The sequence below is a fragment of the Actinomadura kijaniata genome (assembly GCF_014138665.1).
Lineage (GTDB): Bacteria > Actinomycetota > Actinomycetes > Streptosporangiales > Streptosporangiaceae > Spirillospora > Spirillospora kijaniata.
Genome location: NZ_JACJIA010000001.1, coordinates 1,367,693 through 1,390,192, shown reverse-complemented (window position 1 = coordinate 1,390,192; position 22,500 = coordinate 1,367,693). Strand labels below are relative to the sequence as shown.

Annotated in this window: 19 protein-coding genes; 4 read left to right on the top strand and 15 right to left on the bottom strand. The window is 74.2% G+C overall.

Translation table 11 applies throughout. From position 1 onward, the window contains the following. A complete protein-coding gene (locus tag HNR61_RS06605) occupies nt 1-798 on the bottom strand; it encodes an isoprenyl transferase (RefSeq protein WP_182842111.1) in 798 nt (265 codons plus the stop codon). Beyond that, nucleotides 795-1,562, bottom strand: coding sequence for a DNA repair protein RecO (gene recO / locus HNR61_RS06600; protein WP_067817097.1), 768 nt, complete (start codon nt 1,560-1,562; stop codon nt 795-797). Before recO ends, HNR61_RS06605 begins: the two co-directional genes overlap by 4 nt. 138 nt (nt 1,563-1,700) lie before the next feature. On the opposite strand from recO, the gene HNR61_RS06595 reads away from it, so the two are divergent. Together HNR61_RS06595 and HNR61_RS06590 are read left to right on the top strand one after the other, a co-directional pair. After that, a complete protein-coding gene (locus tag HNR61_RS06595; protein ID WP_182842110.1) occupies nt 1,701-2,726 on the top strand; it encodes a M4 family metallopeptidase in 1,026 nt (341 codons plus the stop codon). 23 nt (nt 2,727-2,749) lie between these two features. Next, complete coding sequence (locus tag HNR61_RS06590; RefSeq protein ID WP_220508915.1) at nt 2,750-3,004, top strand: protealysin inhibitor emfourin; 255 nt, start codon at nt 2,750-2,752, stop codon at nt 3,002-3,004. Between the two features lie 51 nt (nt 3,005-3,055). On the opposite strand, the gene HNR61_RS06585 is transcribed toward HNR61_RS06590, so the two are convergent. The 7 genes from HNR61_RS06585 to ddaH all read right to left on the bottom strand — a co-directional run bounded on the left by HNR61_RS06585 (nt 3,056) and on the right by ddaH (nt 12,175). After that, complete coding sequence (locus tag HNR61_RS06585) at nt 3,056-4,615, bottom strand: glycoside hydrolase family 13 protein (RefSeq protein ID WP_182842109.1); 1,560 nt, start codon at nt 4,613-4,615, stop codon at nt 3,056-3,058. Nucleotides 4,616-4,656: 41 nt separating this feature from the next. Beyond that, nucleotides 4,657-5,574 (bottom strand): carbohydrate ABC transporter permease, encoded by a 918-nt coding sequence (locus HNR61_RS06580; RefSeq protein WP_182842108.1) that lies wholly within the window; start codon nt 5,572-5,574, stop codon nt 4,657-4,659. Nucleotides 5,575-5,580: 6 nt separating this feature from the next. Continuing rightward, the gene (locus tag HNR61_RS06575) at nt 5,581-6,450 is read right to left on the bottom strand and encodes a carbohydrate ABC transporter permease (protein ID WP_182842107.1); all 870 of its coding nucleotides are present in this window, start codon (nt 6,448-6,450) and stop codon (nt 5,581-5,583) included. A gap of 141 nt (nt 6,451-6,591) precedes the next feature. Beyond that, the gene (locus HNR61_RS06570) at nt 6,592-7,956 is read right to left on the bottom strand and encodes an ABC transporter substrate-binding protein (protein ID WP_182842106.1); all 1,365 of its coding nucleotides are present in this window, start codon (nt 7,954-7,956) and stop codon (nt 6,592-6,594) included. Between the two features lie 196 nt (nt 7,957-8,152). Next, nucleotides 8,153-9,178, bottom strand: coding sequence for a LacI family DNA-binding transcriptional regulator (locus tag HNR61_RS06565; protein ID WP_182842105.1), 1,026 nt, complete (start codon nt 9,176-9,178; stop codon nt 8,153-8,155). 172 nt (nt 9,179-9,350) lie between these two features. Beyond that, nucleotides 9,351-11,063 carry a 2-isopropylmalate synthase gene (leuA, locus tag HNR61_RS06560; protein ID WP_182842104.1) on the bottom strand — a complete coding sequence of 571 codons (1,713 nt, stop codon included), beginning with the start codon at nt 11,061-11,063 and terminating at the stop codon, nt 9,351-9,353. Between the two features lie 332 nt (nt 11,064-11,395). Then, the gene (gene ddaH, locus HNR61_RS06555; RefSeq protein WP_182842103.1) at nt 11,396-12,175 is read right to left on the bottom strand and encodes a dimethylargininase; all 780 of its coding nucleotides are present in this window, start codon (nt 12,173-12,175) and stop codon (nt 11,396-11,398) included. 145 nt (nt 12,176-12,320) lie between these two features. Between ddaH and HNR61_RS06550 the strand changes: the two genes are divergently transcribed. After that, on the top strand, nt 12,321-13,013 hold the full coding sequence (locus HNR61_RS06550) for a hypothetical protein (RefSeq protein ID WP_182842102.1): 693 nt from the start codon (nt 12,321-12,323) through the stop codon (nt 13,011-13,013). Here HNR61_RS06550 and era read toward each other — a convergent pair. From era to HNR61_RS06535, 3 genes are read right to left on the bottom strand one after another with little or no spacing between them, the layout of a single operon-like run. After that, entirely contained in the window at nt 12,958-13,881 is a 924-nt protein-coding gene (gene era, locus HNR61_RS06545; RefSeq protein ID WP_182842101.1) for a GTPase Era, read from the bottom strand. The genes HNR61_RS06550 and era overlap by 56 nt on opposite strands. 47 nt (nt 13,882-13,928) lie before the next feature. After that, on the bottom strand, nt 13,929-17,303 hold the full coding sequence (locus tag HNR61_RS06540) for an ATP-binding protein (RefSeq protein WP_182842100.1): 3,375 nt from the start codon (nt 17,301-17,303) through the stop codon (nt 13,929-13,931). 48 nt (nt 17,304-17,351) lie between these two features. Beyond that, complete coding sequence (locus tag HNR61_RS06535) at nt 17,352-19,469, bottom strand: MMPL family transporter (RefSeq protein ID WP_182842099.1); 2,118 nt, start codon at nt 19,467-19,469, stop codon at nt 17,352-17,354. A gap of 108 nt (nt 19,470-19,577) precedes the next feature. Between HNR61_RS06535 and HNR61_RS06530 the strand changes: the two genes are divergently transcribed. After that, complete coding sequence (locus HNR61_RS06530) at nt 19,578-19,913, top strand: cytidine deaminase-like protein (protein ID WP_182842327.1); 336 nt, start codon at nt 19,578-19,580, stop codon at nt 19,911-19,913. Here the strand turns inward: HNR61_RS06530 and HNR61_RS06525 are convergent, their stop codons facing one another. From HNR61_RS06525 to ybeY, 3 genes are all read right to left on the bottom strand, one after another. Beyond that, on the bottom strand, nt 19,914-20,627 hold the full coding sequence (locus tag HNR61_RS06525) for a hypothetical protein (RefSeq protein WP_182842098.1): 714 nt from the start codon (nt 20,625-20,627) through the stop codon (nt 19,914-19,916). A gap of 85 nt (nt 20,628-20,712) precedes the next feature. Then, entirely contained in the window at nt 20,713-22,020 is a 1,308-nt protein-coding gene (locus HNR61_RS06520; protein ID WP_182842097.1) for a hemolysin family protein, read from the bottom strand. Next, nucleotides 22,017-22,496 (bottom strand): rRNA maturation RNase YbeY, encoded by a 480-nt coding sequence (gene ybeY, locus HNR61_RS06515; RefSeq protein WP_182842096.1) that lies wholly within the window; start codon nt 22,494-22,496, stop codon nt 22,017-22,019. The genes HNR61_RS06520 and ybeY overlap by 4 nt, the downstream gene beginning before the upstream one ends. Between the last annotated feature and the right edge of the window lie 4 nt (nt 22,497-22,500).

Here is a 22,500-nt window from a genome sequence, read left to right as displayed (position 1 = left end):
TCAGGACGCCGGGGCGGGCTCCACCGGGTTCGGCATCGCGCCGCCGTAGCGCCGGTCGCGGCTGGCGTAGATCTCGCACGCGTGCCACAGGTGGCGCCGGTCGAAGTCGGGCCACAGCGTGTCCAGGAACACCATCTCCGCGTACGCCGACTGCCACAGCAGGTAGTTGGAGATCCGCTGCTCGCCCGAGGACCGCAGGAACAGGTCCACGTCGGGGATGCCCGGCTCGTCGAGGTAGCGCGCGAACACCTTCTCGGTGATCTTGTCGGGGTTGAGCCGGCCGTCGCGCACGTCGCGGGCGATCGCCGCCGCCGCGTCGACGATCTCGGCCCGGCCGCCGTAGTTCACGCAGAACTGGAGCGTCAGCACGTCGTTGTCCCGGGTCATCTCCTCGGCCGTCTCCAGCTCGGCGATGACGCTGCGCCACAGCTTCGGGCGCCGCCCGGCCCAGCGCACCCGCACGCCCATCGCGTGCAGCTGGTCGCGGCGGCGGCGGATGACGTCGCGGTTGAAGCCCATCAGGAAGCGCACCTCGTCGGGCGAGCGCTTCCAGTTCTCGGTGGAGAAGGCGTAGGCCGACAGGTAGGGGATGCCCAGCTCGATCGCGCCCATGATCACGTCGAAGAGGGAGGTCTCCCCCATCTTGTGGCCCTCGGTGCGCGGCAGCCCCCGCTCCTTCGCCCAGCGCCCGTTGCCGTCCATCACGATGGCCACGTGCCTCGGGATCAGGTCCGCGGGGATCGCGGGGGGACGCGCGCCGTCCCCGTGGGGCTCCGGCGGCGTAACGGCCCTTCTCAAACTGGCTCCCTGTCGTTGCTCGTGCTGTCGTCGGTCCCGCGCTCCACGTGCCGCAGCGACCGGATCCCGTGCTCCAGATGCCATTGCAGGTAGGCCGCGACGAGGCCGCTGCACTCTACCCGGTGGCGTCCCTCGCTCCCGTCGGCGTACTCCCAGTCGCCGCGCAGCAGCGCCAGCATCAGCTGGAACGTCGGCGGCGCGGGCGTGGCCGAGCCGGGCGGGCGGCAGCGGGCGCACACCGCTCCCCCGGCCGCGATGGCGAAGCCCCGGAGCTGGCCGCGCTCGCCGCAGCGGCAGCACTCGTCCAGGGCGGGCGCCCAGCCCGCCACCGACAGCGACCGCAGCAGGAACGCGTCCAGCACCATGCGCGGGTCGTGGCCGCGTTCGGCCAGCGTCCGCAGGCCGCCGACCAGCAGCAGGAACTGCCGCAGCGCCGGCTCGCCCTCCTCGCTGGTGAGCTTCTCGGCGGTCTCCAGCATCGCGGTGCCCGCCGTGTACCGGGGATAGTCGGTCACCAGGGACTCGCCGTAGGGCCGCAGCGTCTCCGCCTGGGTGATCAGGTCGAGCGAGCGGCGCTCGTAGAACTGCAGGTCCACATGGGTGAACGGCTCCAGCCGCGCCCCGAACCGCGACTTGGTCTTGCGGACCCCCTTGGCGGCGGCGCGGATGCGGCCGTGCCGCCGGGTCAGCACCGTCACGATGCGGTCGGCCTCCCCCAGCTTCTGGGTGCGCAGCACGATGCCTTCGTCCCGGTAGAGCGTCACCCGTCCATTCTCCCGCACGCGCGGCGGTGGGTCGTTCGCCGGGAACCGCCCGCTCGTCACGGAACGTGACCGGAAGAGGACGGGCCGGGACCCGGGAAACCGTGGCCTGAATCACATCCAGGTGGCAAGTTCGTAGCCATGAGATGCACCATCGTGCCGCCCCACATGCTGGAGAACGTCGCACGAGGCGACGACCCCGCCCTGCGCGACCTGGCCCGCCGGACCCTCGCGCTGTCCTCGGCCCAGCGCACCGAACGCCGGGTGCTGCCGGTCGAGTCTCCCCCGCCCACCGAGGACTTCGTCCCCGACCGTACGATCAACGACGCCCAGAACCGGGAGACCCTGCCCGGCAGGACCGTGCGCGCCGAGGGCGACCCGGCCACCGGCGACCGGACCGTGGACCAGGCGTACGAGTGGCTGGGGGTGACCTTCGACTTCTTCGAGGCCGCCTACCGGCGCAACTCCATCGACGGTGCCGGCCTGAAGATGATCTCGACGGTGCACTACGGCCGCGACTACGACAACGCGTTCTGGAACGGCGAGCAGATGGTGTACGGCGACGGCGACGGGGTGCTGTTCACCTCGTTCACCGGGCCGCTGGACGTCACCGGGCACGAGCTGGTGCACGGCGTCACCCAGTACACCGCGAACCTGGAGTACTACGGGCAGTCCGGGGCGCTGAACGAGTCGGTGTCGGACGTGTTCGGCTCGCTGATCAAGCAGTGGCACCTGGGCCAGACCGCCGACCAGGCCGACTGGCTGATCGGGCAGGGGCTGCTGGCCGAGGGCGTCAACGGCGTGGCGCTGCGGTCGATGAAGGAGCCGGGCACCGCCTACGACGACCCGCGCCTCGGCAAGGACCCGCAGCCGGGCCACATGGACGACTACGTGGACACCTACCGCGACAACGGCGGCGTCCACATCAACTCCGGCATCCCCAACCGCGCGTTCCACCTGGCCGCGACCGAGATCGGCGGTCACTCCTGGGAGAAGGCCGGGCGGGTCTGGTATGACACGTTGACCGGCGCGGACCTGACCCCGACGATCGGCTTCCAGGGTTTCGCCCGCGCCACGGTCGGCGCCGCCACCCGCCTGTACGGCGCCGACGGCGCCGAGACGGCGGCGGTGAGGAACGCGTGGTCGGGGGTAGGCGTTCGGGTGTGAGCATCCGGAGGTGAGGCAGGGCCATGAAGGTCACGGTGACCCGCAGTGGGGGCTTCGCGGGTATCGAGAGGCGCGGCGAGTCCGACAGCGAGCGCGATCCCCTGCTGTCCCGGCTGGTGGACCGGGTCGACCTGGGTTCCGTGCCGCCGCCCGGTCGGATACCCGACCAGTTCCTGTACGAGATCGACATCGACGGCGCGCACACCGTCGTCGGCGAGGCCCAGCTGAGCGGGCCGCTGCGGGAGCTGGTCCACCATGTGCTCGGCCGGGCGCACTGACCTCCCCGTCGGGGCGTCCGCGGGACGCCCCGACGGGCGTTGACGCCGGGGTCAGCGCAGCCAGACGGCGGTGTCGGGCGGCAGCATGCCCCCTTCCAGCGGCCCGCTGGCCAGCAGCACCCGCTCGTGCGGCGGCAGCGGCGCGGGTCCGGCGCCGAGGTTGACCACGCAGGCCAGGCCGGAGTCGCGGGTGAAGGCCAGCACGTCCTCCTCGGCGGGCAGCCAGGCCAGCCGCCCGTCGCCGAGCAGTTCGCGGCGCAGCCGCAGCGCGGTCCGGTAGAGGGTGAGCATCGAGCCGGGGTCGGCGCCCTGGGCCTCCACCGTCAGGTCGCGCCAGGAGGACGGCTGCGGCAGCCAGGGCTTGCCGTCGCCGAACCCGAACGGCGGCCGGTCCCCCGACCACGGGAGCGGCACCCGGCAGCCGTCGCGCCCCCGGTCGGTGTGGCCCGACCGGCGCCAGATCGGGTCCTGGCGCAGCTCGTCCGGCAGGTCCTCCACCTCGGGGAGCCCGAGCTCCTCTCCCTGGTAGACGTAGACGGCCCCGGGCAGCGCCATCGCCAGCAGGGCCGCCGCCCGCGCCCGGCGGGCGCCGAGCGCGAGGTCGGTGGGCGCGCCGAGCCGCCGGACCCGGATGTCGAACGAGGTGTCGGCGCGCCCGTAGCGGGTGACCGGGCGCACCACGTCGTGGTTGGCCAGCACCCAGGTCGGCGGCGCGCCGAGCGGCAGGTGGGTGGCGAGCGTGCCCTCGACGACCTTGCGCAGCGCGGCCGGCTCCCACGGGCAGGTGAGGAAGTCGAAGTTGAAGGCGGTGTGCATCTCGTCGGGCCGCAGGTAGCGGGCGAAGCGCTCGGCGTCGGGCAGCCAGACCTCGCCGACCAGCATCCGGCCCTCGTACTCGTCGGCGACGCGCCGCCAGGAACGGTAGATCTCGTGGACGCCGTCGCGGTCGGTGTAGGGGTCGTGGCCGTCGGGCTCGGCGTCGGGGTCCTTGACCAGCAGCGCGGCCGAGTCGACGCGGATGCCGTCGGCGCCGCGGTCGAACCAGAAGCGCAGCACGTCGTGGAACTCGGCGGCGACGTCCGGGTGGTTCCAGTTGAAGTCCGGCTGCTCGGGGGCGAACAGGTGCAGGTACCACTCGCCGTCGGGCACCCGGGTCCAGGCGGGGCCGCCGAAGATCGACTGCCAGTCGTTGGGCGGCGCGTCGCCCCGGCCGGGCCGGAACCAGAACCGCTCGCGCTCGGGCGAGCCCGGCCCGGCCTCCAGCGCCCGCACGAACCAGGGGTGCCGGTGCGAACCGTGGTTGGGCACCACGTCCAGGATCACGCGCAGCCCGGCGGCGTGGGCCTCGGTCAGGAACGCCTCCGCCTCGGCCAGCGTCCCGAAGACCTCGGCGACGCCCCGGTAGTCGGCCACGTCGTAGCCGCCGTCGGCCATCGGCGAGGGGTACCAGGGGTTCAGCCACAGCGCGTCCACCCCGAGGTCGGCCAGGTAGGGCAGCCGGGACCGCAGTCCCGCCAGGTCGCCGACCCCGTCGCCGTCGCCGTCGGCGAAGCTGCGCGGGTACACCTGGTAGATCACGGCGCTCCGCCACCAGTGGTCGGGCTTGCTCATGACGATCCTCCATCCGGTACGGGGGTGGGTCGGGAGTGGGCTCAGCCCTTCAGGCCGCCGGCGGTGAGGCCGGCCATGATGTGCCGCTGGAAGACGAGGAACACGACGACCGTCGGCAGGCTCGCGATGACCAGCGAGGCGATCAGCACGTTCTGCGGCACCTGCACCGCCAGGGAGGCGATGGCGGTGCTGACCGTGCGGCGCTCGCTGTCGGGCAGCACCAGCAGCGGCCAGGCGAAGTCGCGCCACACGTTCACCACCGTGAAGATCGACACCACGCCGACGATGGGCCGCGACACCGGCAGCACCACCGACCACAGCACCCGGGCCGGGGACGCGCCGTCCACCTGCGCCGCGTGGAGCAGCTCGGTGGGGATCGAGTCGAAGAACCGTTTGAGCAGGAAGATGTTGAAGGCGTTGGCGGCGGCCGGCAGCCAGATCGCCCACGGCGTGTTGAGCAGGCTGACGCCGAGCGGCGGCAGGTCCTTGACCGTCAGGTAGGCGGGCAGCAGGATCACCATCGGCGGGATCATGAGCGTGGCCAGCATCAGGCCGAGCACCGCCCCGCCCAGCAGCGGCCGCAGCCTCGACAGCGCGTAGGCGGCGGTGACGTCGACCGCCAGCGTGAACAGCCATGCCCCCAGCGCGTAGACGAGTGTGTTGCGCAGGTACAGGCCGAGGTCGAGCTGGTGCCACGCCTCCCGGTATGCGGTCAGGTCCAGGCCGCCGGGCAGCGGGCTCGGCGGGGTGCGCGCCAGCTCGTCCGGCGTCTTCATCGCCCCGGTGACCATCCAGTAGAGCGGGAAGACGAACACGAACGTGAAGGTCACCACGACCGTCAGCAGCGTGACCGCGTAGACGGCCCGGCCGCGCCGGGTGCGCAGCGCGTTCGGGTTGACCAGCGTGCGCGGCCGGGGCCCGGCCGGGGTCCGGCGCCCGGCCCGCGAAAGGTTCGTCATCGCGTGCTACCTCGCGTCCTGGCGGGAGACCCGCAGGTAGACGGCGGAGAAGAGCATGAGCACGACCATCAGCATCAGCCCGAGCGCCCCTCCCCCGCCGAAGTCGTCGTAGTTGAAGGCGTACTGGTACATCAGGTACGCGACGGTGACGGTGGCGTCCTCGGGTCCGCCGCCGGTGAGCAGGTACGGCTCGATGAACACCTGCATCGTCGCGATGATCTGGAGCAGCAGCATCACCAGCAGGATCAGCCTGGTCTGCGGCACCGTGACGTGCCAGACCCGGCGCAGCAGCCCGGCCCCGTCCAGCTCGGCGGCCTCGTACAGCTCGCCGGGGATGGTCTGCAGCGCCGCCAGGTAGATCAGCGTGCCGCTGCCCAGGTTCATCCAGGTGGCCACCAGCACCAGCGACAGCAGCGCGGTGTCGGCCGAGTCCAGCCAGCTCAGCCCGGGCAGGTGCGCGGCCCGCAGGATCTGGTTGAACAGGCCGGGCCCCGGGTCGTAGAACCACTTGAACAGCAGGACCGCCGCCGCGGGCGGCAGCATGACCGGCAGGTACACCACGAACCGCAGGTAGGCGCGGGCGTGCCGCAGCTCGTTCAGCACGAGCGCGACGACGAACGGCACCGCGTAGCCGACCACCAGCGCCAGCAGCGTGAAGACCGCGGTGTTGAGCCAGGCGCCGGCGAACGCCGGGTCGGCCAGGACGGTGCGGAGGTTGTCCAGCCCGACCCAGCGGGTGTCGCCGGCGGCGTCGGTCCGCTGGAAGCTGAGCAGCACCCCGCGCGCGATCGGATACCAGGAGAACAGCGCGAAGCAGATCAGCGCGCCGCTCAGGAAGCCGTAGGCGGTCAGGTTGCGCCGCGCCGCGCGGCGCACGCGCGGGCTGACCCGGCGGGCGCGCGGGGCGGGCGGCGGCCCGCGTCGTGGTCATCGGGGTCCCCTCGGGGAACGGGGCGGGGCGCCGGCGCGTGCGGTGCGTTCGGTGCCTGCGGCACGGCCCGCGCCCCGCGGCGGAGGTCAGTTCGCCGACCGGGCGAGCAGGGCGTTGGCCTTCTTCTCGGCGTCGGCCAGGAGCCGGTCGATGTCGGCGTCCCGCCTGGTCAGCACGGCCGACATGACGGTGTCGAGGAGGGTGTAGAGCTGCTGGGCCCGCGGCGGCTCCAGCTTGCCGGGGAGGGCGGCCGAGGCGTCCTCGTAGGGCTTGAAGTTGCCGACCGGCAGGTTGGCCGAGCGGGCGCGCAGCTCGCGGTCCCGCTGCCCGACGGCGTTCCGCCCGAACAGCCGGGGCTGGGGCAGGCCGACCGGGCGGCCGTTGGCCTTGGCCCGTTCGTAGCCGAGCTGGCCCTGGCCGGGGGTGAGGGCGTGGAAGTCGAGCCACAGCAGCCCGGCCTTGATCTTCTCCGGTGACGCCTTCGGATGGAACAGGTAGCCGTCGCCGCCCATGAGCGTGCCGGACCCGCCGGGGAGGGGGCCCATGCCGAGGTCCTCGTACCGGGCCTTGAACTGGTCGACCAGCGCGGTGGCGTTGTCGGGGGCGCCCAGGTACATGCCGAGCCTGCCGGAGGCCATCATCCGCTGGATGTCGGCGTCCACCAGCAGCTGCTTGGAGCCCATGGAGCCGTCGGTCCAGCGCATGTCCTTCAGCGCCTGGAGCACCGCCCGGCCCTGCGGGCCGTTGAACGCCGCGCGCCTGCCGTCCGGGGCGACCACGTCGCCGCCCTGGCCGTAGAGCGCGGCGGTGAAGTGCCAGCCGCCCTGGTTCCTGGCGCTGAGCTCGGCGTATCCGGTGATCCCGTCGCCGAGCGCGCTGATCTTCCTGGCCGCCTCGCGGACCTCGGCCCAGGTCCGGGGCGGGGCGTCGGGGTCCAGTCCGGCCCGCCGGAACAGGGCGCGATTGTAGAGCAGGCCCATCGTGTAGTTCTGCCGGGGCAGGCCGTAGACCTTCCCGCCGTCCTTGAAGACCCGCGTCACGTTCGGGTCGAGGTGGGGGTACTGCTTGACGTGCCCCAGGTAGGGGGTCAGGTCGGCGGCCCGTCCCTTGGCGACGACGCCGCGCACGTCGGTGAAGTAGACGTAGAAGACGTCCTCGGTCTCCCCGCCCGCCAGCCTGGCCTGGAAGGTGGTGGGGTCCATGCAGGGGAAGGCGTCCTTGCCGACGACCGTGATGTTGGGGTGCAGCCGCTGGAACGCCGCGACGTCCTGGTCCCACTCCCTGCGCTGGGCCGTCTGGCTCTTGGCGGGCATGCAGCCCACCGTGATCGTCACCTTGGCGTCGCCGGCCAGCGGCTGGTCGGGCCTGGCCTCGGGATCGCCCCCGCCGCAGCCGGCGAGACAGGCGCCGGCGGCCAGGGTGAGCGCGGTGGCCACCATCCGGGATCTCATGGGTGTTCCTCTCTGGAACGGCGCGGCCCGCCCCCTCGGGAGCGCCTGTCCGTGCCCGTCGGCCGATCCCCGGCCGATGCGAGGAACATACAGAGACCTACATCACAGGGCAAGAGATGAATTTATTTGCGCAAGAAGTAGACAATCCCATGTCAGGGCATGCTCGACACCGAGCATGAGAGGGCGCAAAACGGTGTCAGCGCGGGTCGCCCGCCCGCGTCCGGACGGGCGCGGTCGAGGCCCGCACCACCAGTTCCGGCTCGTACAGCAGTTCCTCGGCCGCCACGGCGCCGCCCGTCACCTGGCCGGTCAGCAGCGTCACCGCCGCGCGGCCGATCGCCTCGATCGGCTGCCGCACCGTGGTCAGCGGCGGGTTGACGCAGTTCATGAAGGCCGAGTCGTCGAAGCCCACCACCGACACGTCCTCGGGCACGCTCATGCCGTGCCGCCGCACCGCCCTGACCACCCCGAGCGCCAGCGGGTCGCTGCCGCAGACGATGCCGGTCACCCCGTCGCGCAGCAGCGACGCCGTCACCGCCTGCCCGCCCTCCAGCGAGAACAGGCTGCGCCTGACCCACGCGTCGGGCAGGTCCAGGCCCGCCCGCGCGGCGGCGGCGCGGGCCGCCTCCAGCTTGCGGCGGCTGGGCACGTGGTCCTCCGGGCCGAGCACCAGGCCGATGCGCTCGTGGCCGAGCGAGGCCAGGTGCCCGAACGCCTGCTCGGCCGCCACCGCGTCGTCGGTGGAGACCCGGGGGAAGTCCAGCTCCTCGCTTCCGGCGTTCACCAGCACCACCGGCAGCCGCACCTCCAGCAGCCGCCGGTAGTGGTCGTGCGGGGCGTCGGCCTCGGCGTACTGGCCGCCCGCGAACACCACGCCCGACGCCTGCTGCTGCAACAGCATCTCCACGTAGTCGGCCTCCGACAGGCCGCCGGGCGTCACCGTGCACAGCACGGGGGTGAAGCCGCGCTGGGCGAGCGCGCCGCCGACCACCTCGGCCAGCGCCGGGAAGATCGGATTGCCCAGTTCGGGCAGCACCAGCCCGACCAGCCGGGCCCGCTCCCCGCGCAGCTGGGTGGGGCGTTCGTAGCCGAGCACGTCCAGGGCCGTCAGCACGGCGGCGCGGGTCGCCTCCGACACGCCGGGCCGTCCGTTGAGCACGCGGCTGACGGTGGCCTCACTGACCCCGACCTTCTGGGCGACCTCGGCGAGTCGACGTGTCATGCCGCAACTATAGGACGGAATCCCGCAAGCGGCTTGCGCGAAGTAGTCGGCCCCCGCCCCTGAGATCGTCAGGGACGGGGGCCAGACAGCGGTCACCCGACGGGGTCGCATCGTCGTGACCGGGTCTGGTCCGGGTGGGCCTCCGCGCAGGCCGCACCCGGATGTCTCGGGATCAGGCGGCCGTGCGGCGGGCCACCCGGTTGACGGCCGACAGCATGGCCTTCAGGGACGCGGTGACGATGTTGCCGTCGATGCCGACGCCCCACACGGTCTCGCCGTCCACGTCGCACTCGACGTAGGCGGCGGCGCGGGCGTCGCCGCCGGCGCTCAGGGCGTGCTCGGCGTAGTCCAGGACGCGGACGTTGACGCCCACGGTGGCCAGGGCCGCCTCGAACGCCGACACCGGGCCGTTGCCGACGCCCTCGATCTCGCGGATCTCGCCGTCCACCCGCACGTCGCAGGACAGCCGGTCCTTCTCGTCCACGCGGGAGGTCGCGCGGTGCGCCAGCAGGCCGACGCGCGGGCCGTTGCCCAGGAACTCGCCCTGGAAGATCTCCCACATGCGCTCGGCCGTGACCTCGCCGCCCGCGGCGTCGGTGTGCTCCTGCACCACGCGGGAGAACTCGATCTGCAGGCGGCGCGGCAGCTCCAGGGAGTGCTCGGTCTTCATGATGTAGGCCACGCCGCCCTTGCCGGACTGGCTGTTGACCCGGATGACGGCCTCGTAGGAGCGGCCCACGTCCTTGGGGTCGATGGGCAGGTACGGGACCTCCCAGGTGAACCCGTCCACCGGGACGCCCGCCGCGGCGGCGTCCCGCCCCAGGTGGTCGAAGCCCTTGTTGATCGCGTCCTGGTGGGAGCCGGAGAACGCGGTGTAGACCAGGTCGCCGCCGTAGGGGTGGCGCTCGTGGACGGGCAGCTGGTTGCAGTACTCGACGGTGCGGCGGATCTCGTCGATGTCGGAGAAGTCGATCTCCGGGTCGACGCCCTGGGTGAACAGGTTCAGGCCCAGGGTGACCAGGCAGACGTTGCCGGTGCGCTCGCCGTTGCCGAACAGGCAGCCCTCGATGCGGTCGGCCCCGGCCATGTAGCCCAGCTCGGCGGCGGCGACGGCGGTGCCCCGGTCGTTGTGCGGGTGGATCGACAGGATCACCGAGTCCCGGTACGCCAGGTTGCGGTGCATCCACTCGATCTGGTCGGCGTAGACGTTGGGGGTGGCCATCTCGACGGTGGCGGGCAGGTTGACGATCGTCTTCCACTCGGGGGTGGGCTGCCAGACGTCGTTGACGGCGTTGCAGACCTCGACGGCGTACTCCAGCTCGGTGCCGGTGAACGACTCCGGCGAGTACTCGAAGAAGACCTGGGTGTCGCCCATGTCCTCGGCCAGCTTCTTGCACAGCTTGGCGCCCTCGACGGCGATCGCGGTGATGCCCTCCCTGTCCTGCCCGAACACCACGCGCCGCTGGAGCGTGGAGGTCGAGTTGTACAGGTGGACGATCGCCTGCTTCGCGCCGCGCAGCGACTCGAAGGTCCGCTCGATCAGCTCGGGCCGGGCCTGGGTCAGGACCTGGATCACCACGTCGTCGGGGATCCGGCCCTCCTCGATGATCTGCCGGACGAAGTCGAAGTCGGTCTGGCTGGCCGCCGGGAAGCCGACCTCGATCTCCTTGTAGCCCATCCGTACCAGCAGCTCGAACATCTTGAGCTTGCGGTGGGAGTCCATCGGGTCGATCAGGGCCTGGTTGCCGTCGCGCAGGTCGACCGCGCACCATCGGGGGGCCTCGGTGATCACCTTGTCCGGCCAGGTCCGGTCGGTCAGCCGGACGGGCGCGAACGGGCGGTAGCGCTGGAAGGCCATGCCGGACGGCTGCTGCTGCGGAAACATGGAGTGGATTTCCCTCTGCTCGAACCTTGCGGCCGACTGCACGTCGAAGTCCCGCAGCGAGGGAGCCGGCCTGTTACAGGCCCCCGCTGCGGCCGCTAAGGAGGAGCAGACCGTGCGACACGCCTGTCAAGCTAACAGATCCCATCCGACAATCGGAAACCGCGTCCCAGATGGTGAGACACGGTTCCCGTTTGTCCCGGTATGCGGACCGTTGATCTCCCAGGTCAGACCGCCGGCGGCCGCTCCTTCGGGCGGAGACGTCTCGTCGGCGATCGTCGTATCGCGGGCGATTCACGGAACGCCGCCGTGCCGAGCGGTCAGGGGACGAGCGGTCAGGGAACGAGCACCGAAAGGCAGGTGACGCAGCCGTCCAGCGCCTCGTACTCGCTGATGTCGACCACCGTGACGCGCAGGCCGTCGGCGGCCAGGACCTCGGCGGTGCGGGGCGCGGACGCCGCCAGCAGGACGTGGTCGGGGCCGAGCACCACCACGCGCGCGCCCGACGGCTCGGGCGCGACCCGCAGGCCGGGCAGCGCGGCGGTGTCCACCCACTCGGGAACGCCGATCAGGGTGCCGTCCGGCAGCGCCGTCACCGCCGTCTTCAGGTGCAGGCAGCCGGTGACCTCGACCGGGACCACGCGGCGCCCGCCCAGCAGGTGGGCCAGCCGGCAGACGCCCTCCTCGTTGGTGCGGGCGGTGCGGCCCACGTAGACGGTGTCGCCCGCCTGGAGGACGTCGCCGCCGTCCAGGGTGCCGGGGGCCTCGACGGTCGCGACGCGCAGGCCGAGGTCGCGCACGGCGCGTTCGGTCCCGGCGACCTCGGCGCGCCGCCGCTCCGCGCCCGGCCGGGTCAGGACCGCCAGGTCGCCGCCGACCACGACGGTGTCCTCGACGAACACCGCGTCGGGGCAGTCGTCGGCGGGCGGCACCGCCCGGACGTTCCAGCCCGCCGCACGCAGCGCCGCGACGTACGCCTCGTGCTGCCGCCGGGCCAGGTCGAGGTCCACCGGCCGCCGCTCGGCATGGGTGACGGTCCCCTCCGCCAGGAGCGGACCGGGCTCGCGTACGAGCGCGGTGTTCACAAGCCCGGTGTTCACAAGCGCGGTGTTCATGGCCTCGCCTCCGGCCGGTCCGCCGCGCGGCGGACCGGCACGCCGTTGTGCCCGTTCTCCGGTCCCGTCGCGTTCCAACGTACCGATCAACACGCCCCGCCGGGGCCGCCCTGGCCAAGCCGGGCGTTCCCCTTACGCTGGGTGCATGAGCGGTGACCTGGGACCTGAGGCGGCCGACCGACGCGACCGGCCGGACGCGGAGCGGCGGCCGCGCCCGGAGTTCCTGCCCCCGGAGGGCGCTCCCCCGCCACCGCCCCCCGCACCGGACACTCAGGACATTCCAGGCACTTCGCCCTCCCCGCCCGGGTCCGCCGAGGAGCCGCGCCGCAGGGCGGGCCTCCCGGACGCGGCGTGGAACGTCCTGAACCTCGTGGCGGCGGCGGCGCTGCTGGTGGCGGCGTTCCTGCCGTGGGTGCACGCCCGGATGGTGCTCGGCGCGTTCGGCGACCCGGTCACCCACGACGCGGGCTCGGCGGCCGGGATCGACGTGGACGGGACGGTGCTGGTGGTGCCGGTGCTGGCGCTGACCGCGGCGGCGATGACGTTCTGGTCGATCGCCGTCCGCGACCCGCGGATCGCGGCGCTCACGGCCGTTCCGGGCGGGCTGGCGCTGCTGGCCTGCGGACTGTTCGTGCTGCGGCTGGACTCGGCGCGCGCCGAGCTGGGCGCCGACGGGCCGCTGATCGGCTACCGGATCACCGTGGGGTACGGCTGGTACCTGGCGGTCGCCGCCGCGCTGCTGGTCGTCGGGTTCGCGCTGGCCCGGCCGCTGGCGGCCCGGCTCAGTCGTCGAAGCCGAGACGGCGCAGCTGCTTGGGGTCGCGCTGCCAGTCCTTGAGCACCTTGATCCGCAGGTCCAGGTAGACCTTGGTGCCCAGCAGCGCCTCGATCTGCTTGCGGGCGCTCTGGCCGACCTCGCGCAGCCGCGAGCCCTTGTGGCCGATGATGATGCCCTTCTGGCTGGGCCGCTCCACGTACAGGTGGGCGTAGATGTCGGTGAGGTCCTCGCGGTCCTCGCGCGGCCCCATCTCGTCGACCAGCACGGCGATCGAGTGCGGCAGCTCGTCGCGCACGCCCTCCAGCGCCGCCTCGCGGATCAGCTCGGCGACCAGGACGTGCTCGGGCTCGTCGGTCAGGTCGCCCTCGGGATAGAGCGCGTGGCCCTCCGGCAGGTGCCGGATCAGCAGGTCGCCGACCAGGTCCACCTGGAAGCCGTCGGCGGCCGAGCACGGCACGATGTCGGCGAACTCGCCGAGCTCCCCCACCGCCATCAGCTGCTGGGCGACCTTCTCCGGCGGGGCCAGGTCGGTCTTGGTGACGATCGCGACGATCGGGGTCCTGCCGACGTTGGCCAGCTCGCGGGCGATGAACCTGTCGCCCGGCCCGACGGGCTGGTCGGCGGGCACGCAGAAGCCGATCACGTCCACCTCGGTGAGGGTGGAGCGGACCAGGCTGTCCAGGCGTTCGCCGAGCAGGGTGCGCGGCTTGTGCAGGCCGGGCGTGTCGACGACCACGAGCTGGGCGTCGGGGCGGTGCACGATGCCCCGGATGGCCCGGCGGGTCGTCTGCGGCCGGCTGCTGGTGATGGCGACCTTGGTGCCGACCAGGGCGTTCATCAGGGTGGACTTGCCCACGTTGGGGCGGCCGATGAAGCAGGCGAAGCCGGAGCGGAAGCCCTCGGGTGTGGTGTTTCCCAGCGATGTCACAACGTCAATTGTCGCCTACGCCGGAGGGTGGACCGGCAGGCGGCCGGTCAGGCGGCCGTGGTGTCCAGCGCGTCGCGGGCCTCGCAGGCGGCCCGCGCCCACTCGGCCGCGCCGACCCGCTCGGCGACGCGTTCGGCCGTCGCGTAGTGCTCGGCGGCCTCCCCGGGGCGCCCCAGGTAGACGGCCACGTCGCCGAGGGTCTGGGCGACGGGGCCGATGGTGGCGACCGCGCAGCCGCCGCCCGCCAGCCGCCCGGCGTAGGGCAGCAGCGCCGTGTAGCACTCGGCGGCCAGCTCCCGGTCGTCCAGGGCGACGGCGCGGCGTGCCCGGAACGTCATCGCCAGGTCGAAGAAGTAGTCGCGGCGGACCGGCGCGGCCCCCGCGGCCGCCGCGCGCGCCTCGGCCCGGCGCCCCAGCGCGGCCAGCGCGAGGGCGTGCAGGTCGTCGGCGGCGCCCACGTCCGGCCAGTTGTCGCGGACCCAGCGCATCTGGTCGGCCATCTCCCCCTCGCGGCCCTGGAACGTCCGCACGCAGAAGATCCCGAACGCCTCCACGCCGCGTTCGCTGCCCCACACGCCCGTCCGGGCGATCGACCCGGCGATCTCGGTGTAGGCGCGTTCGGCCTCGGCGTACCGGCCCGCGACGACGTGCCCGAGCGCCCGGTACCAGCTTCCGATCAGGGCCAGCAGTGGCAGTCCGTACTGGTCGGCCAGCCGCAGCCCCTCGGCCCGGTGGGCGTCGGCGGCGGCCAGGTCCAGCCCGGTGACGTGGGCCTGCTGGAGCAGCAGGTGCGCCAGGACCCGGTAGGTGGCCAGGCCGTCCCGGGTGGCGAGGTCGAGCATCTCCTCGGCGATCCGCAGCCGCTGGTCGTTGTCGCCGGCGGAGCGGTAGGAGTTGAGGAACAGGCCGTTGAGGGCGACGGCGAGCAGCCGGGGACGGCCGAGCGCGCGGGCGGCGGCGACCGCCTCCTCGGCGGCGCGCGGGCCCCGGTCGTGCGGCTCGCCCTCCAGCTCGATCGCGACGGAGGTCAGCAGGCGGACGCGCAGCTCGGGGTCGGCGCCGGGCGGTCCGGCCAGCGCCGCCTCGGCGGCCTCGACGATCCCGTGGTCCACGGTGTTGTACTTGCGGCTGGTCCACAGCGTCGGCACGTCGAACGCGACGATCACCCGTGCGAGCAGCGTCAGGTCGCCCAGGGCGCGGGCCTCGGCGACGGCGCGCAGCCGCCGCTCGCGGGCCCGCACGACCCGCCCGGACAGGGCGCAGGCGCGGATGGCCGCGGCCTCGATCTCCAGCGCCTCCCCCATCCGGCCCCGCGCGCGCAGCGTGTCGGCGGCGCGTTCGTACAGGTCGGCCGCCATGGCGTGCGCGAACCGGCCCTCGGCGGCCTCGGCGGCCAGCCGCGCGTAGCGGACGGCCCGGTCCGGGTCGGTCCCCGCCTCCAGGTGGTGGTGGGCGAGGGCGGCGACCTCGCCGGGGCGGTGGCGTTCCAGCGCGGCGGCGACCCGGCCGTGCAGGCGGACGCGGCGGGTCCGCGACAGGTCGGCGTAGAGGGTGTCGCGGACCAGCGCGTGCGCGAACCGCATCCGGCCCGGCGCGGGCTCGGTGACCAGGCCCGCCGCCAGTCCCGCCTCGACCGCGTCGAGCACGGCGTCCTCGTCGCCGGACAGGTCGGCCAGCACGGCCAGGTCGGCGTCGCGGCCGACGACGGCGGCGTCGCGCAGCACGGCGCGGGCGGGTTCGGGCAGCCGGGCCAGGCGGCGGCGCAGCACGTCGCCGACCCCGGCGGGCACGGCGCCGGTCGCGGCCGCCGGGCCCTCGGCGTCCAGCAACCGGGCGGTCTCGCGCGCGAAGAACGGGTTGCCGCCGGTGCGCTCGGCGATGGCGGCGAGCGCGGCGTCCCCGACCTCGGCGCGGCACACCGCGCGGACCAGCACGGCGACCTCGGCCGCCGACAGCCCGTCCAGCGCGACGCGGGTCGGCTCGTGCCGGGCGAACGCGGCCAGCGCGGCGGTCAGCCGGTCGGGGGCCTCGGTGTGCCGGAACGTCCCCACGACCAGCACGGGCAGCCCCCGCACCCGGCCCAGCACCCGGACCAGCAGGGCCAGGGTCTCGTCGTCGGCCCAGTGCAGGTCGTCCAGGACCAGCAGCAGCGGGGTGCGCTCGGCGAGCCCGGCCAGGTAGTCGGCGACGGCGAGGTGCAGCCGGAAGCGGGCGGTGGTGGCGTCGCCCGTGGTGGCGGCGGTGGCGGCGGCCGTGTCGTCCAGCAGCGGGGCGAGCCGGTCGTCGGCGGGCGGGGTGTCGGCGGCCAGGTCGCGCAGGAGCTCGGCCCAGGGCCAGGCGGCGGGGGCCCCGCCGGTCTCGGGGGCGCGTCCCCAGGCGCAGCGCCGGCCCTCGGCGGCGAGACGTTCGGCCAGGCGTTCGGCCAGCGAGGTCTTGCCCATCCCGGCGTCACCGCTGACCAGCGCGAGGCCGCCGCGCTCGGCCGCCGCCCGGAGGCGTTCCAGCTCGGCGCGCCGCCCCACGAACAGGGAACCCCTTGGCGCGCCCGGCCGCACGTCGCGAAGGTGCCCGCCACGCGACGCCGGGCCCGGTTCCGCGTCGCGTTCCCCGGTCGGCGCGGCAGGGGCTCGATACGGGGTGCTCGGTGCCTCGGCGCGGAGGTCCGTCACCTCCAGGGCCGGGGCCTGGGTGAGGATGTCGTGTTCCAGGCGGCGCAGCGCGGGGCCGGGGTCCACGCCGAGTTCCTCGGCCAGGGCGGCGCGGGCGCGGCGCAGCGCGTCCAGGGCGTCGCCCTGGCGGCCCGCGCGGTACAGGGCCAGGGCCAGCAGCCGCCACGCCTCCTCGCGCAGCGGATCGACGGCGACGTGCGTCTCCAGGTCGGGGACGGCCTCGGCGGCGGCGTTCAGGCGCAGCATGGCCTCGGCGCGGCGTTCGACGGCCAGGCGGCGGCGCTCCTCCAGCCGGGACGCCTCGGTCGCCGCCCACGGCAGGGCGGCGAACTCGGCGTAGGCGGGCCCCCGCCACAGGTCCAGGGCCTCCTCGGCCGCGCGGCGGGCCCCGGCCGGGTCGCCGGTCGCGGCCCGGTCGACCAGCGCGTCGAACCGCCAGGCGTCCACGTCCCGCTCGGGCAGCCGCAGCGCGTAGCCGGGCGGGTCGGTGACCAGGACGCGGGCGGGGGCGCGGGGCGGGCGGTCCGGTTCCAGGGCGCGCCGCAGGTGCGACACGAACGCCTGGAGCCCGGCGGCGGCGCGGGGCGGCGGGCCGTCCGGCCACACCTGCTCCACGAGGCGCTCGGCGGGGACCATCCGGCCGCGCGCGACGACGAGCCGGGCCAGCACGCAGCGCTGGCGGGGCCCGCCGAGATCGGCCTCCGCCCCGTCCAGCAACGCCTGGAAGCTGCCCAGCACCCGCACGGTCGCCATGTCCCGGCCAGCGTAGACCGGGGCACGGCGACCGCGCCGCGAGGGGCGTCACACGGGGACGGGCTCGGTGCGGCCGGGCTCGGGCTCGACCCCGTGGACGTCGACGTCGGGCAGGATCCGGGCCAGCGGGCGGGGCAGCCACCAGTTGGCCCGCCCCAGCAGCGCCATCGTGGCCGGGACCAGCACCATCCGCACCACGGTGGCGTCCAGCGCGACCGCGACGGCCAGCCCCACCCCCATCTGCTTGATCACCAGTCCGGGGTCCAGCGCGAAGCCGAGGAACACCGCCACCATGATCAGTGCGGCGCTGGTGATCAGCCGTCCGGTCGCGGCCAGCCCGGTGGCGACCGACCCGCGCGCGTCGCCGGTGCGCAGCCACTCCTCGCGGACCCGCGACAGCAGGAACACCTCGTAGTCCATCGAGATCCCGAACAGCACCGCGAACAGCAGCAGCAGGATGAAGCTCGACACCGGCACGCTGTGCGGCAGCCCCAGCAGCTCCGCGCCCCACCCCCACTGGAACACCGCCGTCAGCACGCCGTAGGCCGCGCCGATCGACAGCAGGTTCATGGCGGCGGCCTTCAACGGGGCCAGCAGCGACCGGAACACCACCATCAGCATCAGGAACGAGGTGGCGACGACGACGCCGATCACCGGCCAGAGGCGGTCCTCCAGTCGCCGGGTGAGGTCGACGTAGGCGGCGGTGAACCCGGTGATCTCCGCGCCGTCGGGCAGGACCCGTTCCCGGATGCCCTCGACGAGCCCGGTCACCCGCTCGTCCTGCGGACCGTAGGCGGGGGTGACGACGATGACGGCGGCGTCCCGTCCCGGCGACACCTGCGGCGGGGCCACCGCGACGACCCCCGGCGCCTTCGCCAGCCCGCTCCCGAGCCCCGGCAGCGCGTCCGCCGGCACCCTGCGCAGGTCCACCGCGACCAGCAGCGGGCCGTTGGCCCCCGGCCCGTACGCCTCGGCGACCAGGTCGTAGGCGCGCCGGGCCGTGTTGGAGGTCGGCTCGCTGCTGGCGTCGCTCGGCCAGGTCCGCATCCCCAGCGCGGGCGCGGCCAGCGTCAGCATCAGCAGCAGCGCCGCCAGCAGCCACGCCCACGGCCGCCGCGCCACCAGGTCGGCCCACCGGCGCACCCGCGGCGAGTCCACCACGACCACGGCGTCCGCGCGGCGGTCCCGCCGCCGCAGCACCCGCCGGCCGGCCAGCCCCAGCACGGCGGGCAGCAGCGTCACCGCCGCCGCCACGGTCATCGCGACCACGATCCCGGTCGCGAACCCCATCGCCATGAACGCGGGCATCCGCGACACCACCAGCCCGCTGAGCGCCAGCAGCACCGTGGCCCCGGCGAAGATCACCGACTGCCCGGCGGTGGCGACGGCGCGCCCGGCGGCCTCGGGCACCGCCAGCCCCGCGGCCAGCCCCTCCCGGTGCCGGGTCAGGATGAACAGCGCGTAGTCGATGCCGACGCCGAGCCCCACCATGATCGCCAGGGTGGGCGCGGTGGTGGCCACGTTCGTGACCGCCGCCAGCACCGTGATCCCCGACACCCCGGCCCCGAGCCCGGCCAGCGCCACCACCAGCGGCAGCCCCGCCGCGACCACCGACCCGAACGCCAGCAGCAGGATCACCAGCGCCGCGACGACCCCGACGGCCTCGGCGACGCCGCCGGGCGCGGTGACGTTCTCGGGCACCTGCCCGCCGAACTCCACCGCGTGCCCGGCCTTCAGCGGGGCCGTGGCGTCCCGGAGCCGGTCGAGGGTCTCCTTGGTGGACAGGCCGGTGACGGGGACGTCGTACCGCACGGTGATCAGCGCGGTGGCGCCGTCCCCGCTCGGCACGGCCGGGGTGACCCCGCTGACGTGCGGCGATCGCTGCAACCGCCCGCGCGCGGCCTCCACCGCCGCCGCGTCCACCTTCCCCGAACGAGCCCGCACGACCACCCGCGCGTCGGCCCCCGACAGCGCCGGGAAGCGTTCCTTCAGCAGGTCGGTGGCCTGCTGCGAACCGGTCCCGGCCAGCGTGTAGTCGTCCTGCAACGCGCCGCCCGCGACCACGGAGACCCCGGCGGCGGCCCCCACGAACAGCACCCACGCCACAACGACCCGCCAGGGCCGCAGCGCCGCGGCCCTTCCCAGGCGGTACAGAAATCTGGACATGCCCGAGAGCCTGGCCCGCGCCCCTTGCCGCCCGCTTGCCACCGACTTGCCACCCACTTGCCGCCGACTTGCGACCGCCCGCGAGCGGCCCCGCCGCGGGTCACTACGCTGGGACGCGTGAATCCCGAGGACGAGAAGATCATTACGTTGGCGCGGTCGTCGCGGGCCCGGAACGGGGCCGCCGAGGGGGCGGCCGTGCGGGACGAGACCGGGCGGACCTACGCCGCCACCAGTGTGGACCTGCCGTCGCTGAAGCTGTCGGCGCTCCAGGTCGCCGTGGCCATGGCCGTCTCCAGCGGCGCGGAGGACCTGGAGGCCGCCGCGCTGGTGACCGCCGGCGACACCGCCGCCGAGGCCGACGTCGCGGCGGTGCGGGACCTGGGCGCCAAGGCCCCGGTGTTCGTGGCCGGGCCCGACGGGTCGCTGCGCGCGACCCTCACGTGATCACGGGGCCGGGGCCGTGGGCGCCGCCGCCCCGCGCCGGTGCGCGGCCCGCAGCTTGCGCAGCGCCCGCGCCTCGGCCCGCTCGATGAGCCTCGCGCCGCCCCCGCCGAACGCGCCGGGGGCCGCCACCACCAGCAGGTCGTCCCCGGCCCGCGCCACCAGCACGTCCAGCCCGGCCCGCCGCCCGCCCGAGCCGTGCAGGTAGCGGACCCCGACCTGGTCGGGGAGCAGGCGCCCGGGGCGGGGCGGCCGGACCCGCCGCAGCCGCACCTCGCGGTCGTCGCCGACCTCCATGCCCAGCCGGGGGCATCCGGCGATGGCGGCGCGGGCCTCGGCCAGGCGCGCGGCCGCGTCGCCCGGCGGCAGCCGGAAGACGCGCGCGGCCAGGGTCGCGCCCGGATCGGGCAGGTAGTACACCGCGTGCGCCTGCGGCGCGTTCCGCAGGCCGCGCGGCCCCCGGTCGCCGTCCGCGTCGGCCAGCCGCAGCAGCCGCGCGCAGTCGGGGTCGGTGGGGCGGATCCCCTCGAGCACGCGCTGGCGTTCGGCGGGCAGCCAGCCCTTCGGCACCTCGCGGGCCGTCGGCAGCGCGGCGGTCATCGCCGCCTCCGGCCGTTCCCGCGCCGCCGACGTCGCCCGTGTCGTCCCGCAGCCCGCCACCGCCGCCGACGCCCCCAGCGCCACCAGCGGCAGCGCCCACCGAGCCCTGCGCGTCATGAGGTCCCCCCGAATCCTCGACCCGCAAGATCGTTCCCAGGGGGGCGGTGTCGTTTAACGTCGCGGTCTGGGCGGGTAGGCCCCGTCAAACAGCGGTTTCACCGTTGTGGACGGGCATGTCGTCCAGCTCGACGCGCCGCGCCAGCACCGTGCCGATCCGGTTGCGGCGCCCGGCGATGCTCTCGGCCGTCAGCGACAGGCCCGCGACCACGGCCGTGGAGCCCGCGATCGGCACCCGGCCGAGGGCGTGCGCCAGCAGCCCGCCGACGGTGTCCACCTCGGCCGCGTCGATCTCCACGTCGAACAGCTCGGCCAGGTCCTCCACCGGCAGCCGCGCGGTGACCCGCGCCTCCCGCGCCTCCCGCAGCCACTGCACGGGCGGGATCTCCACGTCGTACTCGTCGGTGATCTCCCCGACGATCTCCTCCAGGATGTCCTCGATGGTGACCAGCCCGGCGGTGCCGCCGTACTCGTCGATCACGATGGCCAGGTGGATCTGCCGCGCCTGCATCTCGCGCAGCAGCTCGTCGATCGGCTTGGAGTCGGGGACGTAGGTCGCCGTCCGCATCACCGACTCGACCGTCTCGACCGACTCGCCCTCGCGGTGCTCGTGGACGCGGCGCACCACGTCCTTGAGGTAGGCGATGCCGATCACGTCGTCCTCGTTCTCCCCCACCACGGGGATGCGCGAGAACCCGCTGCGCAGCGCCAGCGACATCGCCTGCCGCAGCGTCTTGTGGCGCTCGATGAACACGATGTCGGTGCGCGGCACCATCACCTCGCGCACCAGGGTGTCGCCCAGCTCGAACACCGAGTGGATCATCTGGCGCTCGTCCGGCTCGATCAGGCTGCGCTGCTCGGCCAGGTCCACCAGGTCGCGCAGCTCGGCCTCGGAGGCGAACGGGCCCTCGCGGAACCCCTTGCCGGGCGTCAGCGCGTTGCCCAGCAGGATCAGCAGCCGGGGCAGCGGCCCGAACACCCGCGTCACCGGGTGGATGAACCCCGCGCCCGCCAGCGCGAACCGGTCGGCGTGCTGGATGCCCAGCGTGCGGGGTCCGACGCCGACCGCGACATAGCTCACCACGATCATGATCGCGGCGGCGGTGACGTACGCCGACCAGCCCTCGTCCAGCCAGCCGATGCACAGGTCCGCCACGATCACCGTGGCGACCAGCTCGCAGCTGATCCGCAGCAGCAGCACCATGTTGAGGTAGCGGGCCGGGTCGGCGACCACGGCCGCCAGCCTGCGCGCGCCGCGCCGGTCCTCGCGGACCAGCTCCTCCACGCGCACCCGCGACACCCGCGCCAGCGCGGCCTCCGTCGCCGCCAGCAGTCCGGCCGCGAACACCAGCGCGACCGCGATGACCAGCAGCCACCACTGCGTCGTGCTCACGACCGGCCGCGCTCGTCCCGCCAGGACGTGAGCAGTTCGGCCTGGAGCCCGAACATCTCCTTGTGCTCCTCGGGCTCGGCGTGGTCGAAGCCGAGCAGGTGCAGGATGCCGTGCACGGTGAGCAGCTCCAGCTCGTCCCGCGTGCCGTGCCCGGCCTCCTTGGCCTGCCGCTCGGCGACCGCCGGGCACAGCACCACGTCGCCCAGCAGCGCCGGGTCCAGCTCGCCGTCCTCGTCGGCGCCGCCGTCCATCTGGCCGGGCCGCAGCTCGTCCATGGGGAACGACAGCACGTCCGTCGGCCCGGGCTCGTCCATCCACCTGACGTGGAGCTCGGTCATCGCCTCCTCGTCCACCAGCAGCAGCGACAGCTCCGCCAGCGGACTGACGCGCAACGCGTCCAGCGCGTGCCGGGCCAGGGCCGCGAGGTTCTCCTCGTCGACCTCGGCGCCCGACTCGTTCACGACCTCGATGCTCATGTGT